Below are 15,299 nucleotides of genomic sequence, written 5' to 3'. Positions count from 1 at the left end.
CTCGGGATCCTCGTCCCGGGTGGAGGCGGCGCGGCGTGCGGGGGCAGTGTCTGGCTCCCCGGGCACTCCGCGCCGGGTCACAGTGGCGGGACCGCGCCGGACTCGCACCGGGCTTCCTGGGTCCCCGCTCGCCGTCTTCGGTTGTCACCGCTCACCATCGGCGGCGGCCCCTGGTCACGTCAAGGTGGGTCCGACCAGGGTGGTGATCCGCACGTGGGCAGGCAGGCGCGGGGCCGAACCGAACCCGAACCGCACCGGCGGATCGAGCGGTGCGACGCGGCCGAGGTCGTCGTCGGCCCACAGTCCGGCGACGGCGGTGACCCGGTGCAGGTCCCGGGCACCGTAGAACTCGCGGCGACCGCCACCGGCGCTGCCTGCGGTGCGCACCCCGGGCTGCAGCCGCCGGACCAGCGGGTCGATCGCGGCCAGCCAGCGCGGGTCGGTGGCCAGCGCGCCCGGCAGGGCGCGCAGCAACCACCCCAGCGCCGGACGCGGGCCGAGCCGCCACGCCACCTCCAGCGGGCCGGCGAGCACCTGGCGGGCGTCGCCCCGGGCGGTGTGCACCACGTCGACGACCCGGACGTCGTCGAAGGTGTAGGTCGCCGCCACGAACTCCGCGACCCGCTCGGACGGGGCGAGCAGGGTGCGGTGCCCGTCCGGAGACTCGGTCATGACGTCGGTGAACGAGCCCAACGGGGACTCCGGCCAGTGCCCGACCACCACGCGGCGGCCGGACGAGGTACCCAGGCCGGTGATCCAGCCGTCGAACCGTTCGAGCGGGGAGCCGATGGTCACGGCGGCGGGTACCCCACCGGGGGTGTCACCGAACCCACCCCGCCCGGCCGGGCGGACCACGGCACGGCGCGGGCTACCGTGGTGGACGTGCCGACGACCGCCCGTACCCGCGCCGACGCCTGCCCGGGCGTCGTCTCGCCGCACCTCGCGGCGGACGGTGCGCTGGCGCGCGTCCGGCTGCCGGGCGGCGTCGTCACCGCCGGCGCGCTGGCCGCGGTGGCCGGGCTCGCCGTCGCCGCGGGTGACGGTGCGGTGCACCTGACCTCGCGCGGAAACCTGCAGCTCCGGGGCCTGGACCCGGCCGACGGGCGGCCCGTCGCGTGGCTGTCCGGGGCCGGGCTGCTGCCCTCGGCGACGCACGAACGCGTCCGCAACGTGCTGGCGTCGCCGCTGTCCGGGATCACCGGCGGGCGGGCCGACGTCCGCGGGCTCGCCGTCGTCCTCGACGACGCCCTGTGCGCCCGCCCCGGGCTCGCGGCGCTGCCCGGCCGGTTCCTGTTCGCCCTCGACGACGGCCGCGGCGACGTCGCCGCCGAGCGCCCCGACCTGTGTTGGGCCGCCACCGGCCCGGACGCCGGGGAGCTGCTCGTCGCCGGAAGCCGGACCGGACTGCGTACGGACCCGGCCGGGGCGCCGCTCCTGCTGGCCGAGGCGGCCGAGGTGTTCCTGGAGCTGCGGGAGACCCACGCCGCGGACCCGGCCGCCCGGGCCTGGCGGGCCGCGGAGCTGCCGGACGCCGCCACCCGGATCGCCGCGGCGCTGAGCGAGCGGCCCGCCCCCACCGGCAGCCGATCAACACAGTCCTGCGGCTCCGGCGACGACGCGGTGCTGACCGACGCCGCGGTGGCGCCGCACCCCGGGGTTGGGCAGCTCGGCGGCGGGGCGCTCGGCGTCGCGCCGGTGCTCGGCGAGCTGTCCGCCGCGCAGGTCGGCGCGCTGACCGCCGAGGCAGCCGAGCTCCTCGTCACCCCGTGGCGCACCCTGGTCCTGCCCCGGCCGGCACCCGGCGCGCCCCACCGCCTGCGCGACGCGGGCCTCGTCGTCGACCCGGGGGATCCGGCGCTGCTGGTCTCCGCGTGCGCGGGGGCGCCGGGCTGCGCCAAGTCCCTCGCCGACGTCCGCACGCACGCCCGGGAGCTGATCGCGGCCGGCCCGGGGCGGCCCGTCCACGTCACCGGATGCGCCCGGCGGTGCGGCGCACCGCACGCCGCGCACGCCGACGTCGTCGCGACCGGGCCGCACACCTACGAGATCGACGGAACCGACACCGACATCGGGTCCCTGACCGAGGAGCTCCGCTGAGCGGGTACGACTACATCACCGACGGCAACGAGATCTACCGCCGTTCGTTCGCGACGATCCGCGCCGAGGCCGACCTCTCCGGGCTGCCGCCGGGGATGGCCGACGTCGCCGTCCGCATGATCCACGCGTGCGGGCAGGTCGACCTGACCGCCGACATCGCCGCGTCCGACGGCCTCGTCGACGCCGCCCGCACCGCGCTGAAGGCGGGCGCCCCGATCCTCTGCGACGCGATGATGGTCGCCTCCGGGGTCACCGCGTCCCGGCTGCCCGCGGGCAACGAGGTGCTGTGCCTGCTGCGGGACCCGCGGGTCCCCGAGTACGCGGCGGAGATCGGCAACACCCGTTCCGCCGCCGCGCTGGAGCTGCTCGCCGACCGGTTCGACGGCGCCGTCGTCGCCGTCGGCAACGCCCCGACGGCGCTGTTCCACCTGCTCGACCTGATCGACCGGGGTGCGCCGCGACCGGCCGCGATCGTCGGGATCCCGGTCGGGTTCGTCGGAGCGGTCGAGTCGAAGGAGGCGCTGGCCCAGCGCACCGACCTGGAACACCTCGTCGTCCACGGCCGCCGCGGCGGGTCGGCGATCACCGCAGCCGCGCTCAACGCGCTGGCCCACGAGCAGGAGATCATGGCGTGACCAGCGAGAACACCGGCACCCTCTACGGCGTCGGCCTCGGCCCGGGTGACCCCGAGCTGACGACGATCAAGGCGGCCCGCCTGGTCCGTGACGCCGACGTCATCGCCTACCACTCCGCCCGCCACGGCCGCTCCATCGCGCGCCGGATCGCCGAGCCGCACCTGTCCGGCACCGCGATCGAGGAGGCGCTGGTCTACCCGGTCACCACCGAGACCACCGACCACCCGGGCGGCTACCAGGGCGCGATCGACGCGTTCTACACCGAGGCCGCCGCCCGGCTGGCCGCGCACCTGGACGCGGGTCGCGACGTCGTCGTCCTGGCCGAGGGCGACCCGCTGTTCTACGGCTCCTACATGCACATGCACAAGCGCCTGTCCGGCCGCTACCGCACCGAGGTCGTCCCCGGGGTGACCTCGATCAGCGGGGCGGCCGCGGCGCTCGGGCAGCCGCTGGTGGAGCGCGACGAGGTGCTCACCGTGCTGCCCGGCACGCTGCCCCGCGCGGAGCTGGCCCGCCGGCTCGCCGACACCGACTCCGCGGCGGTGATGAAGCTGGGCCGCACCTTCGGCAACGTCCGCGGCGCGCTGGCCGACGCAGGCAAGCTCGACCGCACCCGCTACGTCGAGCGCGCCACGATGGAGGGCCAGCGCACCGGCGACCTCGCCGACGTCGACGCCGGGTCGGTGCCGTACTTCTCGATCGCGCTGCTCGCCGGTGAGGTCGCCGCGTCGGTGCCCGCGCGGGAGGCCGCGCCGGTCACCGGAGCGGGCGAGGTGGTCGTCGTCGGGACCGGGCCTGCCGGGCGCGACTGGCTGACCCCGCAGGTCGCCGCCGCGCTGGCCGAGGTCGACGACCTCGTCGGCTACGGCCCGTACCTCGACCGGGTCCCGCCGAACCCGCGCCAGGTCCGGCACGCCTCGGACAACAGGGTCGAGGCCGAGCGGGCCGCGCACGCCCTGGACCTGGCCGCGTCCGGGCGCCGGGTCGCGGTCGTCTCCGCCGGGGACCCGGGGGTGTTCGCGATGGCGACCGCCGTGCTGGAGGTCGCCGCACAGGAGAAGTACCTCGACGTCCCGGTCCGGGTGCTGCCCGGGCTCTCCGCCGCCCAGGCGGTGTCGGCGGCGGTCGGTGCCCCGCTGGGCCACGACCACGCGATGATCTCGCTGTCCGACCGGCTCAAGCCGTGGGACGTCGTCGCGGACCGGCTGCGGGCCGCGGCGTCGGGCGACCTGGCGATCGCGATCTACAACCCGCGGTCGAAGGCCCGGCCGTGGCAGGTCGGCGCGGCCCGCGACGTCCTGCTGGAGGTCCGGTCCACCGACACCCCGGTCGTGCTCGGCCGCGACGTCGGCGGCGCCGGTCAGCGGATCGTCGTCACCACGCTCGGGGAGCTCGACCCGGAGCTGGTCGACATGCGCACGCTGGTGATCGTCGGCTCGTCGACCACGCAGGTCGTCGAGCGCGGCGGGACGCCGGTCGTGTTCACCCCGCGCCACTACGGTCCGGGCGGGACGACGACCGGCTGACCCGCTCCCCGAGGCCCAGCAGCGCGGCGAGCTCGTACAGGTCGGCCGGGCGCAGGTCGCCGTCCAGGCCGCGCAGGGCCGCGGTGCGGGCGCCCGCCGCACGGCCCGCGGCGAGCCCGGCCTCGGCGTCCTCGACGACCAGGCAGTCCGCCGGGGCGGCGCCGAGCAGCTCCGCCGCCGTCCGGTAGCCCTCCGGGTCGGGCTTGCCGCGGACGATGTCGTCGCGCGCCACCAGCACCCGCACCTCCAGCCCGGACGCGGCCAGCCGGGCCCGGGCGAGCCGGCGGTCCGCGCTGGTCACCACGGCCCACGGGATGCCCGCGGTGTCGAGCGCGGCGAGCAGCTCGGGGGCGCCGGGAAGGGCGTGGACGTCGTGCAGGTCGTCGTACTGGAGCTCCAGCTGACGGGCCGCGGCGACGTCCAGCGCGGCCTCGTCGAGGTCCGGGCGGAGCATCCGGATCGTCCCGTCGGAGGGGACGCCGTCGGCCACCCGGGCGAGCTCCGCCGGCGGCACGTCGTACTCGCGGGCCCAGCTCTCCCACGCCCGCGCGACGGCGGCGTCGGACTCCACGATGGTCCCGTCCATGTCGAACAACACTGCTGCGAACACGGCCACTCCTTTCCTCGCGACGCGAGGATAACCGGGGTGCGACGATCACGACATGCGCGCGGTACAGGTCACCGAGTTCGGATCCGAGCCCACCGTCGTCGAGCTGCCGGACCCGGTCCCCGCGCCGGACGGCGTCGTCGTCCGGGTCGCGGCGACCGGGCTCTGCGCGAGCGACCGGTTCGCCTTCCGCGGCCACGACGGCGACGTGGCCCTGCCCTTCGTACCCGGCCACGAGCTGGCCGGTGAGGTGGTCGCCGTCGGCGCGGACGTGCGACGCGTGCGGGTCGGCGACCGGGTCACGACGCCGTTCGTCTGCGGCTGCGGCATCTGCGGCGACTGCGCCGCGGGGCACGCCCAGGTGTGTTCCCACCAGGAGCAGCCGGGCTTCACCCACGACGGGTCGTTCGCCGAGCTGGTCGGGCTGCGCCACGCCGACCACAACCTCGTCGCGCTCCCGGCCGGTGCCGACGCGGGCGGGGCGGCACTGCTCGGCTGCCGGGTCGCGACGGCGTACCGGGCACTGACCGCCCGCGGCGCGCTGGCTCCCGGGGAGCGGGTGCTCGTGCTGGGTGCCGGTGGGGTCGGGCTGGCCGCGGTGCTGCTGGCCTCGGCGCTCGGGGCTGAGGCGGTCGTCGCGGACCCGTCGCCCGCCGCCCGGGAGCGGGCGGTGTCGCTCGGAGCGGTGGCCGCGGTCGACACCGCCGGGGGCGCCGACGCGGTCCGCGACGTCGTCGGCGACGGCGGGGCGCGGCTCGCGGTCGAGGCCGCCGGGAACGCCGACGCGCTCGCCCTCGGGATCGCCGCGCTGCGCCGGCAGGGGACGCTCGTGCAGGTGGGGCTGCTGGCCGCGTCGCCGGTCGTCGACGTGCCGGTGATGATCGCGAAGGAGCTGACGCTCACCGGCAGCCACGGCATGGCCGCCGCCGACTACCCGCAGCTCATGACCCTGGTCGACGACGGCCGCCTCGACCCGACCCGCCTGGTCACCCGCCGGATCACCCTCGACGACGCCCCCGCCGCCCTCGCCGCCCGCCCGGCGCCGGGCGAGGTGGCGGTGATCGAACCCTGATCCCGGTGATCACCGGTTGAGGAGCGGAGCGCACGCCCAGCGGTGCGAATACTCCACAACGGGTGATCACCGGGTTCGGGAGCCGGCCCTCAGACCGAGGCGGGTGCCGGCACCAGCTCGGTCATCCAGCCGTGCGGGTCGGCCGCGACACCGCGCTGGACGTCGGTCAGCGCCTCCCGCAGCGCCAGGGTGACCGGGCCGGGCTGCCCGTCGCCGACGGTGACCTCGCCACCGGAGTACTTGACGGTCCCGATCGGGGTGACGACCGCAGCGGTGCCACAGCCGAAGACCTCGAGGAGGCTGCCGTCGGCGGCGCCGTCGATCAGCTCGCTACCGGCGATCCGGCGCTCGGTGACCTCGTAGCCCAGGTCCTTCGCCACGGTCAGCATCGAGTCCCGGGTGATCCCCGCGAGGACGGATCCGCGCAGGTCGGGGGTGGCGACCTCGGTGGAGCCGTCGGGGCGGCGGAAGACGAAGAACAGGTTGTTGGAGCCCATCTCGTCGATCCAGGTGTGCTCCTCGGCGTCGAGGTAGGCGACCTGGGCGCAGCCGTGCTGGGCGCCGACGGCCTGCGGGAGCAGCGAGGCCGCGTAGTTCCCGCCGCACTTCGCGGTGCCGGTGCCGCCGAGGGCGGCGCGGGTGTACTCGCGCTCCAGCCAGACGTCCATCGGCTGCACGCCACCGGCGAAGTACGGGCCGGCCGGGGAGGCGATGAGCATGTAGAGGTACTCCGCCGAGGGCCGGACACCCAGCCCGACCTCGGTCGCGATCATGAAGGGCCGCAGGTAGAGCGAGTCCTCGCCGCCGGAGGCCGGGACCCACTCGGAGTCGACCGAGAGCAGCTCGGACAGCGAGGCGAGGAACAGCTCCTCGGGCAGCTCGGCCATCGCCAGCCGCTGCGCCGAGCCCTGGAAGCGGCGGGCGTTGGCGTCCGGGCGGAACGAGGCGATGGAGCCGTCGGCCTGCCGATAGGCCTTGAGGCCCTCGAAGATCTCCTGGCCGTAGTGCAGCACCATCGACGACGGGTCGAGGGTGATCGGCCCGTAGGGCACCACCGCCGCGTCGTGCCAGCCCTGGTCCTCCGACCAGCGGATGGTCACCATGTGGTCGGTGAAGTACCGCCCGAACCCGGGGTCGGCCAGGATCTCGGCGCGCCGCTCGGGGGACGCCGGGTGCGGGTTACGGGTGACGGAGAACTGCGGCGCGCTCATACCTCCAAGGTATCCCTGTCCCGCCGTGCCCTCGAAGCCGGATTCCCGCGGGCCGGGAATCCGGCCGGGCGGTCACTTCACGTGCGAGTCCACCAGTGGCGGTTTCACGACCTCGACGGGCAGCGCGCGCCCCCGCACGTCGATCACCAGCGTGTCCCCGGCGGCGACCTTCGGGGCGGTGTCGACCAGCGCCAGCGCGATACCGGTCTTCAGGGTCGGGGAGAACGTCCCGGAGGTGACGACGCCGACCGGGTTGCCGCCCTCGCCGTCGAGCACGGTCATCCCGGCCCGCGGCACGCCGCGCCCGGTCGCCCGCAGCGCGCGCAGCCGGCGTCGCGGCCCGGCGGCCCGTTCGGCGGTCAGCGCGTCCTTCCCCCAGAACGACGGCTTGTCCCAGCCGACCGCCCACGCGCTGCCCGCCTGCACCGGGGTGATCTCCTCGGACAGCTCGTGGCCGTGCAGCGGATAGCCCATCTCGGTGCGCAGCGTGTCCCGGGCGGCGAGCCCGCACGGACCGCCGCCGACGGCGCGTACGGCGTCGAGCAGGGCGTCCCACAGGGCGGGGGCGGCCGCGGCGTCGCAGATCAGCTCGTAGCCGAGCTCGCCGGTGTAGCCGCTGCGGCACAACCGGATCCCGCCCTCGGACAGGCCGCCCTCGAGGTCGGTGAAGGCCATGTAGCCGAGGTCGTCGACCACGGACCCGGCCTCGCCGAGCGCGGCGGTGACGGCCTCGGCCGCGCGCGGGCCCTGCACCGCGAGGACGGCGAGGTCGGCGTGCCGGTCGGTGATCGTGACGCCGTCGGGCGCGTTCTCGGCGAGCTTCTCGACGATCCGGGTGGAGTTCGCGGCGTTGGGCACGAGCAGCAGGTCGTCGTCGGCGGCCCGGTAGACGATCATGTCGTCGAGGACGCCGCCGTCGTCGTCGCAGGCCAGGGTGTACTGCGCGCGCCCCGGGCCGATCCGGTCGAGGTCGTTGGTGAGGCAGGTGTTGAGGTGCGCGGCGGCGCCGGGCCCGGCGATCGGGACGGTGCCGAGGTGGCTGACGTCGAACAGCCCGGCGCTCTCGCGGACGGCGGTGTGCTCGGCGACGGTGCCGTCCGGATAGGAGATCGGCATCGACCAGCCCCCGAACTCGCCGAGGGTGGCGCCGAGGGCGACGTGCCGGTCGTGCAGCGGGCTGGGCTGAAGATCGTCGTCGGTCACGACGCCGACCCTATCGGGCTCAGGCCGCCCGTTCCTCCGGATCCGGTGGGGCCGCACGGCCGGCCCCGGTCTCCGGGCGCCCGCCGCGGCGGTGCACGGCGCCCAGCGCCCACACCCCCACGACGACGACCGCGGCGGCCACCAGCGGCGCCCCCGGCAGCGTCGCGGCCAGCGCGAGGCAGGCCACTCCCCCGGCCCCGGCGACGACGACGGTCACCGGCCCGCGGGCCGGCAGCCCGAGGACCGCGGCGTGCAGCAGGGCGTGGTGCAGCAGGGTGGCGGCGACCGACACCGCGATCGCGGTGAGCGGCCCGACCAGCACCGTCGTCGCGACGGTGATCGCGCCGAGCACGAGGTCGGCCACCCACGGGGTGTCACGCGGCCCGCTGCGCCCCAGCGACGACGGCATCGTCCCGGCCCGCGACATGCGCGCGGCCGTCGCAGCGGCCCGGGACAGCGCCCCGAGCAGCGCGGCGGCGGTCGCGGCGGCGGCGCCGATCCGCACCAGGACGCCGAGTGCGGGGCTGCCGCCGGTGTCCATCAGCGAGGCCAGCGGGGTCGGGGACTCCGCCAGCCGGGACGCGCCGAGCCCGTGCAGCAGCGCGCCACCGAGCACCAGCAGCACCAGCGTGGTGACCGCGACGGCGACCACGGGGGCGCGCCGCATCGCCCGCTTCGGGTCGCGCAGGCTGCCACCGAGCTCGGCCACCCGGGAGAGCCCGGTGTAGGAGAAGAAGACGAACGCGGCCGCGGTCAGGACGCCGAGCGGGCCGGGTTCGATCGCCATCTGCAGGGTGCCGACCACGGGTTCGTCCGGGGTGCCCTCGGCGACCGCACCGGCGGTGACCTCGGGGCCGGTGCCGAAGAATCCGACGTAGGACACCACGGTCAGGACCAGCAGGGTCGCGACGACCAGGCCGGTCGAGGAGCCGCGCGATATCCGCACGCCCGCCGCGTTCACCCCGACGACGGCCAGCACCGCCACGATCGCCACCGGCAACGGTTGCGAGGGCAGCACGTAGGCACCGAACACCCCCGCCGCGGCGGCCGCGGCGGCGAGCCGGGACACCAGGCGTGCGGAGTCCGAGAGGCGTACCAGCGGCGCCGGCAGGTCCCCGACGACGACCTCGGGCCCGGCCGGGCGGGCCGTCGCGAGGTGGGCGGTGGAGAACACCACGCCGACCGCGACGAGACCGGCGATGAGGATCGCCGCGCCGAGCCAGCCGCCTGCGGCCCCGGCGGCCGGGGCGAGCGCGGCGTAGAGGCCCGTGCCGAAGGTGGCGCCGAGCGCGACGACGACCGCCGTGGCGGTCGGGATGCGGGTCGGCGTCCGTGGCACCGCGACACCATCCCATCCGGCCCGGCGCCGCGCGGCGCCGCGGGGGTGTCATTAGCATTTCGGTCCGGTCTCACCCGCGTACGCCCGCACGACAGGTGTGCGCTGGTCACTATGTGTGAGACGGCGCCGGTGTGGGTTCCCACATCCGGACGACCACGATCGTCCGCACGGTCCAGGAAGGACCCCGGACGACCGTGCCCGACCGGCCGCCGCTGAGCCGGCGGTGCCGATGGCGCACACGCACCACCGACAGCGCAGACGCAGTGACGGCCGACGCAACGACGCAGGAGGAGCTCCCCGTGACCGACACGACCACCCCCGCCCCGACCCGGCCCGCCGTGGCCGCGTCGTCGACGTCGCCCGCGGAGGTGACCGCCGACGCGCTGGTGATCGGCCTGCACCCCGGCACCTCCGGGGACTCGGACTCCGGGCAGGCCGCCCCGGTGCTCGCCGCGGGCTCCGAGGCCGTCGACGCCGCGTTCGGCGGAGAGCTGGCGGAGCTGCTGCGCACCGTCGGCGCGACCGGCAAGGTCGAGCAGGTCGTGTCGCTGCCGACCCGCGGCGCCGTCGCCGCACCGCGGCTGGTCGCCGTCGGCCTGGGCGCCCCGGCCGGCATCGACTCCACGGACCCCGACTCCGGTGACGGGGACTCGGGTGACGGGGACTCGGGTGACGGGGACTCGGGTGACGCGGCGGCCGCGGCCGACCGGGTCCGCCGCGCCGCCGGTGCCGCGGCCCGCGCGCTGGCAGGCAGCGCGTCCGCGGTGAGCACCCTGGCCGCCGTCGACGCCGAGGCCGCGGTGCAGGGCACTCTGCTCGGCGGCTACGTCTTCGACACCCACCGCACCGCCCCGGACGCGTCCGCGGCGCCCGTCGCGAGCTGGGAGTTCACCGGCTCCGACGAGGACACCGTGCGCCGGGCCGCGCTCGTCGCCGAGGCCGTGAACACCGCCCGCGACCTGGTGAACACCGCGCCGAACCTGCTCTACCCGGAGACCTTCGCCGCCCGCGCGGTCGCGCTGGCCGAGGAGGCCGGGCTGGAGACCGAGGTCCTCGACGACGCCCAGCTGCTCGAGCAGGGCTTCGGCGGTGTCAGCGGGGTCGGGCAGGGCTCGTCGCGCAAGCCGCGCCTGGTCCGGCTCACCTGGAACGGCGGCGGGGACGCGGCGAAGAAGGTCGCGCTGGTCGGCAAGGGCATCACCTTCGACACCGGCGGCATCTCGCTGAAGCCCAACGCCGGCATGCCGGACATGACCTCGGACATGGGTGGCGCCGCGGCCGTCATCGCCTCGGTGGTTCTCGCCGCGAAGCTGGAGCTGCCGGTCGCGGTGACCGCGACGGTGCCGATGGCGGAGAACATGCCGTCGTCGACGGCGTACCGGCCCGGTGACGTGCTGACCATGTACGGCGGGAAGACGGTCGAGGTGCTCAACACCGACGCCGAGGGCCGGCTGGTTCTGGCCGACGCGATCGTGCGCGCCGCCGAGGACGAGCCCGACTACCTGGTCGAGACCTCGACGCTGACCGGCGCGCAGGAGGTCGCGCTGGGCATGCGCACCGCCGGGATCATGGGTGCCGACGAGCTGCGGGACCGGGTGACCGCGCACGCCGTCGAGACCGGTGAGGACGGCTGGGCGATGCCGCTGCCGCAGTACCTGCGCTCCGAGCTGGACTCCCGCGTCGCCGACCTCGCCAACGTCACCGGCAACCGGTTCGGCGGGATGCTCGTCGCCGGGATCTTCCTGCGCGAGTTCGTGCCTGCCGGGCTGCCGTGGGCGCACCTGGACGTCGCGGGCCCGGCCTACAACCCGGGCGGGACGCGCGGCTACACCACCAAGGGCGGCACCGGCGTCCCGGTGCGGACGATCGCAGCGTTCCTGGAGGACGTCTCAGCGAACGGGTGAGCGCGCATCGATACAGCCGCGAACGGGTGAGCGCACATCGACACAGCCGCGAACGGGTGAGCGCGCATCGATACAGCAGCGAACGGGTGACTCACCGTTCCTGCAGCGTCACCGTTCCTGCAGGGCGTCCAGGGCCACAGCCATGGCCGCGGCGACCCGGAAGTCCAGCCGGGTGTCCGGGACGACGACGTCGTAGCGGTCCCGCAGCGACCACTTCCGGTCGCTGCTCATGACCGGTCCGCCGCCGGCGTCGTCGGTGAAGTCGAAGTGGAACGGGAGCGGGAGGTCGTCGGTCGCGCGCCGCAGCAGCGCGACGGCGACGCTCCGCTCCCGGCCGGTGGCCTCCAGCCCGGGGACGGCGATCGTCCAGGTCGAGCGGAGCAGGCTGGCGCCGAACTTCTTGGCGAACACCCCGAGCGGGGTGCCTGCCTCGTCGAGCACGTCGTACTGCGCGCCGACGTCGAGCCGCTGGCGGGCCTTGAACGAGAACACCCGGCGGCTGCGGGAGTCGTCGGTGTAGAAGGTGACCTCCTCCTTGAACGCGAACCGCTTCTGCTGGGCGAAGGCCATCAGCTCGCCCTCGCGGCCCTCCGGGGTGGTCGCGTGGATCTCGTAGCGGTTCACCCCGAGGGTGATCCGCTGGCGGACGGAGAAGCGGGGCAGGTGCATCGCGGCGGTCACGACGCCGGAGTCTGGCAGGGTTCCGGGGTTACCGGCCGGTAGGCCATACTTCCGATCATGACCCGACGACGCCGTCACGAGATCCCCGCGCACGCTCCCCGTTCGGCGGTGGTCACCGGCGCCGCGGGCGGCATCGGCACCGCGATCGCGGCGGAGCTGGTCGAGCGCGGCTACCGGGTCCTGGTCACCGACCTCGACGGCGTCGCGGCCGAGGCCACCGCGGCCCGGATCGGCGCGGCGGGCGCGGCCGGCTACGACGTCACCGACCCGGCCGAGGCGGAGACCGTGACCACCCTGGCCCGCGACCTGGCCCCGCTGGGTGCCTGGGTCGCCAACGCCGGCGTCGGGTTCGACGGCACCACCACCGGCATCTCGGCCGGGCACGCCCGCGCCCTGGTGGAGATCAACCTGCTCGGCCCGCTGTGGGGCGCCCGGGCGGCCGTCGCGGCGTACCGGGAGCAGGCACTGGCCGGGACCGCGCACGGCGGCGAGATCGGGGTGACGGCGTCGCTGTCCGCGCTCGGCCCGGTGCCGGGACTGTCGGTGTACGCGGCGTCGAAGGCCGGGGTGCTGTCGCTGACCTCGGCGCTGGCCAACGAGGTCCGCGGCGAGGGCATCCGGGTGCACGCGGTCAACCCGGACGGCGTCGACACCGCCCTGCTGCGCGGCATGGAGCCCGGCGGGCAGGGGCAGGCGCTGGTGCGCTCCGGGATGCTGGTGACGCCCGAGCAGGTCGCCGACGCGCTGGTCGGGATGTTCGGGACGAGCCGCGTCTACCGGTCGGTGCCTGCCTGGCGGGCGGCGATGATGCGGCTCACCGGCGCGCTGCCCGGCCCGGCGCTGCGGCTGGAGCCCGCGCTGCGCGCGTTCGGCGCGAAGCGGGCGAAGGCGCTGGGCCGGAACACCTGAACTGCGCCGACACCCGGGCAGCCGCGACATCTGATCAGCCGGGGCACCTGAGCACCCGGACGCTCAGCGCTCGCGGTCCTTGTCCCGCAGCTTGCGCAGCAGCTCCTCGCGCTCCTCGCGCTTGCGCAGCAGCCGCTCGCGGCTGTCGTGGTCGCGCATCCGCTGCGGATAGCCGACCCGCTGGACGTCGTAGATCGGCATCGCGAGCGCGCGGGCCAGCTTCGTCGCGCGTTTCGGGGTGATCCGGCGCCGGGTCCACTCGCCGTCGTGGGCGACGAACACCACGGTCGTCTCGGTGACGACCGTCGGCGGCTCCACGAACGCCTCCACGCCGCGGCGTGCCGCCGCCCAGTCGCGCAGGTAGGCCTCGGTGCCCGAGCGTGTGGTGGCGCCACCGGACGTCCGGCCGGAGCGGAACCTGTCCAGCAGTCCCATCGTCGCCATCCTTCCCCTCGGGCGGTCCCCGCGCGCCGGAACCCGCTGATCATCCGCCCATCGGGCGCCGGTCGCCGGTGCCGCCGCGCACGGTCGTCGGGATGCTCAACGAACGGGACGCCGGATTCGCTCCCGACGCCCCACTGGCGTCCCGCGCGCGGAGTGACAAGATGGTCGCCGCACGACCTCCCCACCGATCGGGGAGGCGGGAGGGAGTCATCGGTGTCCGACCCGGACGCGCCCGTCGCGGACCTGGTGATCCTCGGTGGTGGTTCCGGTGGCTACGCCTGCGCGTTGCGCGCCGCGGAGCTCGGTCTCTCGGTCACGCTGGTCGAGAAGGACAAGCTCGGCGGGACGTGCCTGCACCGCGGCTGCATCCCGACCAAGGCGCTGCTGCACGCCGCCGAGGTCGCCGACCACGCCCGCACCGGCGACAGGGTCGGCATCCGCTCCACCTTCGACGGCGTCGACATGGCCGGGGTGAACTCCTACAAGGACGGCGTCGTCTCCCGGTTGTACAAGGGTCTGCAGGGCCTGGTCGCGTCGCGGAGGATCACCGTCGTCGAGGGCGCGGGAACGATCGTCGGGCCCGGCGAGGTCCGCGTGGAGGGCCCCGAGCCCCGCACCGTGCGCGGCCGGCACGTCGTACTGGCCACCGGCTCCTACGCCCGCACCCTGCCCGGCCTGGAGCTGGGCGGGCGGATCGTCTCCTCCGACGGCGCCATCGCCCTCGACGAGGCCCCGCAGCGGGTCGTCGTGCTCGGCGGCGGCGTGATCGGTGTCGAGTTCGCCAGCGTCTTCCGTTCCTTCGGCGCCGAGGTCACCGTCGTCGAGGCGCTGCCCCGGCTCGTCCCTGCCGAGGACGAGTTCTGCTCCACCCAGCTGGAGCGCGCGTTCCGGCGGCGGCGGATCGCGACCCGGCTCGGCGTGCGCCTGGACAAGGCCGTGCAGACCGACGACGCCGTCACCGTCACCCTCGAGTCCGGCGAGGAGATCGAGGCCGACCTGCTGCTCGTGGCCGTCGGGCGCGGGCCGAACACCACCGGGCACGGGTTCACCGAGGCCGGGGTGCCGATGACCGACGGCTTCGTCGACGTCGACGAGCGGCTGCGCACCGGCCTCGACGGGGTGTACGCCGTCGGCGACATCACCCGCGGCCTGCAGCTCGCGCACCGCGGCTTCGCGCACGGGATCTTCGTCGCCGAGGACGTCGCGGGGCTGTCCCCCGCCCCGGTCACCGACGACGGCATCCCCCGCGTCACCTACTGCGACCCCGAGATCGCCTCGGTCGGGCTGACCGAGGACGCCGCCCGCGAGCGGCACGGTGAGGTCCGCACCCTGACCTACGACCTGGCCGGGAACGGGAAGTCGCAGATCCTGCAGACCGCGGGCGCGGTCAAGCTGGTCCAGGCCGCCGGCCCCGACGGCTCGCCGGGCGACGGCCCGGTCGTCGGCGTACACATGGTCGGGTCACGCGTCGGTGAGCTCGTCGGGGAGGCACAGCTGATCTACAACTGGGAAGCCGTGCCCGCCGACGTCGCCGCACTCGTCCACGCCCACCCCACGCAGAGCGAGGCCCTCGGTGAGGCCCACCTCGCCCTGGCCGGGAAACCGCTGCACACCCACGGCTGACCCGGCCGCAACAGACCCGAACACCCACGCGGAACACAGAGGAGCTCC

14 protein-coding genes and 1 riboswitch are annotated in these 15,299 nt (G+C 75.6%); of the genes, 7 read left to right on the top strand and 7 right to left on the bottom strand.

All coding sequences use genetic code 11. The features are described 5' to 3' along the window. Window positions 1–44 precede the first annotated feature (44 nt). Window positions 45–119: riboswitch (cobalamin riboswitch) on the bottom strand. 55 nt (window positions 120–174) lie between these two features. After that, the gene (locus ACLE50_RS14595; RefSeq protein ID WP_410944073.1) at window positions 175–795 is read right to left on the bottom strand and encodes a hypothetical protein; all 621 of its coding nucleotides are present in this window, start codon (window positions 793–795) and stop codon (window positions 175–177) included. An 87-nt stretch (window positions 796–882) separates the two neighbouring features. On the opposite strand from ACLE50_RS14595, the gene ACLE50_RS14590 reads away from it, so the two are divergent. Genes ACLE50_RS14590 through ACLE50_RS14580 form a run of 3 tightly spaced genes read left to right on the top strand, consistent with a single transcriptional unit; the run spans window position 883 to window position 4,258 of the window. Then, the gene (locus tag ACLE50_RS14590) at window positions 883–2,097 is read left to right on the top strand and encodes a precorrin-3B synthase (protein ID WP_410944072.1); all 1,215 of its coding nucleotides are present in this window, start codon (window positions 883–885) and stop codon (window positions 2,095–2,097) included. Beyond that, window positions 2,094–2,732, top strand: coding sequence for a precorrin-8X methylmutase (locus ACLE50_RS14585; RefSeq protein ID WP_410944173.1), 639 nt, complete (start codon window positions 2,094–2,096; stop codon window positions 2,730–2,732). The genes ACLE50_RS14590 and ACLE50_RS14585 overlap by 4 nt, the downstream gene beginning before the upstream one ends. Continuing rightward, window positions 2,729–4,258: a precorrin-2 C(20)-methyltransferase gene (locus ACLE50_RS14580; RefSeq protein ID WP_410944071.1), complete on the top strand. Its 1,530-nt coding sequence runs from the start codon at window positions 2,729–2,731 to the stop codon at window positions 4,256–4,258. The genes ACLE50_RS14585 and ACLE50_RS14580 overlap by 4 nt, the downstream gene beginning before the upstream one ends. Here ACLE50_RS14580 and ACLE50_RS14575 read toward each other — a convergent pair. Continuing rightward, window positions 4,215–4,868 carry an HAD-IA family hydrolase gene (locus ACLE50_RS14575; RefSeq protein WP_410944070.1) on the bottom strand — a complete coding sequence of 218 codons (654 nt, stop codon included), beginning with the start codon at window positions 4,866–4,868 and terminating at the stop codon, window positions 4,215–4,217. The two genes, ACLE50_RS14580 and ACLE50_RS14575, sit on opposite strands and share 44 nt — an antisense overlap. A 52-nt stretch (window positions 4,869–4,920) precedes the next feature. On the opposite strand from ACLE50_RS14575, the gene ACLE50_RS14570 reads away from it, so the two are divergent. Beyond that, the gene (locus ACLE50_RS14570) at window positions 4,921–5,937 is read left to right on the top strand and encodes an alcohol dehydrogenase catalytic domain-containing protein (protein WP_410944069.1); all 1,017 of its coding nucleotides are present in this window, start codon (window positions 4,921–4,923) and stop codon (window positions 5,935–5,937) included. Window positions 5,938–6,026: 89 nt separating this feature from the next. Here the strand turns inward: ACLE50_RS14570 and ACLE50_RS14565 are convergent, their stop codons facing one another. The 3 genes from ACLE50_RS14565 to ACLE50_RS14555 all read right to left on the bottom strand — a co-directional run bounded on the left by ACLE50_RS14565 (window position 6,027) and on the right by ACLE50_RS14555 (window position 9,690). Continuing rightward, the gene (locus ACLE50_RS14565) at window positions 6,027–7,148 is read right to left on the bottom strand and encodes a branched-chain amino acid aminotransferase (protein WP_410944068.1); all 1,122 of its coding nucleotides are present in this window, start codon (window positions 7,146–7,148) and stop codon (window positions 6,027–6,029) included. A gap of 72 nt (window positions 7,149–7,220) precedes the next feature. Next, window positions 7,221–8,351, bottom strand: coding sequence for a glycine cleavage system aminomethyltransferase GcvT (gcvT, locus tag ACLE50_RS14560; protein ID WP_410944067.1), 1,131 nt, complete (start codon window positions 8,349–8,351; stop codon window positions 7,221–7,223). A 19-nt stretch (window positions 8,352–8,370) separates the two neighbouring features. Beyond that, complete coding sequence (locus ACLE50_RS14555; RefSeq protein WP_410944066.1) at window positions 8,371–9,690, bottom strand: APC family permease; 1,320 nt, start codon at window positions 9,688–9,690, stop codon at window positions 8,371–8,373. Window positions 9,691–9,989: 299 nt separating this feature from the next. Here ACLE50_RS14555 and ACLE50_RS14550 point away from each other — a divergent pair, with 299 nt between their 5' ends. Next, the gene (locus tag ACLE50_RS14550) at window positions 9,990–11,594 is read left to right on the top strand and encodes a leucyl aminopeptidase (RefSeq protein ID WP_410944065.1); all 1,605 of its coding nucleotides are present in this window, start codon (window positions 9,990–9,992) and stop codon (window positions 11,592–11,594) included. A gap of 108 nt (window positions 11,595–11,702) precedes the next feature. Here ACLE50_RS14550 and ACLE50_RS14545 read toward each other — a convergent pair whose 3' ends face one another. After that, window positions 11,703–12,275 carry an LURP-one-related/scramblase family protein gene (locus ACLE50_RS14545; protein ID WP_410944064.1) on the bottom strand — a complete coding sequence of 191 codons (573 nt, stop codon included), beginning with the start codon at window positions 12,273–12,275 and terminating at the stop codon, window positions 11,703–11,705. 57 nt (window positions 12,276–12,332) lie between these two features. Between ACLE50_RS14545 and ACLE50_RS14540 the strand changes: the two genes are divergently transcribed. Continuing rightward, complete coding sequence (locus tag ACLE50_RS14540) at window positions 12,333–13,184, top strand: SDR family NAD(P)-dependent oxidoreductase (protein WP_410944063.1); 852 nt, start codon at window positions 12,333–12,335, stop codon at window positions 13,182–13,184. 63 nt (window positions 13,185–13,247) lie between these two features. Here ACLE50_RS14540 and ACLE50_RS14535 read toward each other — a convergent pair whose 3' ends face one another. Beyond that, a complete protein-coding gene (locus ACLE50_RS14535; RefSeq protein WP_410944062.1) occupies window positions 13,248–13,619 on the bottom strand; it encodes an oxidoreductase in 372 nt (123 codons plus the stop codon). Between the two features lie 222 nt (window positions 13,620–13,841). Between ACLE50_RS14535 and lpdA the strand changes: the two genes are divergently transcribed. Continuing rightward, the gene (gene lpdA / locus ACLE50_RS14530) at window positions 13,842–15,251 is read left to right on the top strand and encodes a dihydrolipoyl dehydrogenase (RefSeq protein ID WP_410944061.1); all 1,410 of its coding nucleotides are present in this window, start codon (window positions 13,842–13,844) and stop codon (window positions 15,249–15,251) included. Window positions 15,252–15,299: the final 48 nt, after the last annotated feature.

The sequence above is a fragment of the Pseudonocardia phyllosphaerae genome (assembly GCF_046546475.1).
In the GTDB taxonomy this organism is placed as follows: domain Bacteria; phylum Actinomycetota; class Actinomycetes; order Mycobacteriales; family Pseudonocardiaceae; genus Pseudonocardia; species Pseudonocardia phyllosphaerae.
The sequence above is the reverse complement of the archived record's forward strand: the minus strand, read 5'-3'. Positions and strand labels throughout refer to the sequence as shown.

What these genes read in the sequence shown, in the direction of transcription:
- ACLE50_RS14570 (WP_410944069.1), top strand. Translation starts at nt 4,921, where the DNA reads ATGCGCGCGGTACAGGTCACCGAGTTCGGATCCGAGCCCACCGTCGTC.
- ACLE50_RS14565 (WP_410944068.1), bottom strand. Translation starts at nt 7,148, where the DNA reads ATGAGCGCGCCGCAGTTCTCCGTCACCCGTAACCCGCACCCGGCGTCC.
- ACLE50_RS14540 (WP_410944063.1), top strand. Translation starts at nt 12,333, where the DNA reads ATGACCCGACGACGCCGTCACGAGATCCCCGCGCACGCTCCCCGTTCG.
- ACLE50_RS14535 (WP_410944062.1), bottom strand. Translation starts at nt 13,619, where the DNA reads ATGGGACTGCTGGACAGGTTCCGCTCCGGCCGGACGTCCGGTGGCGCC.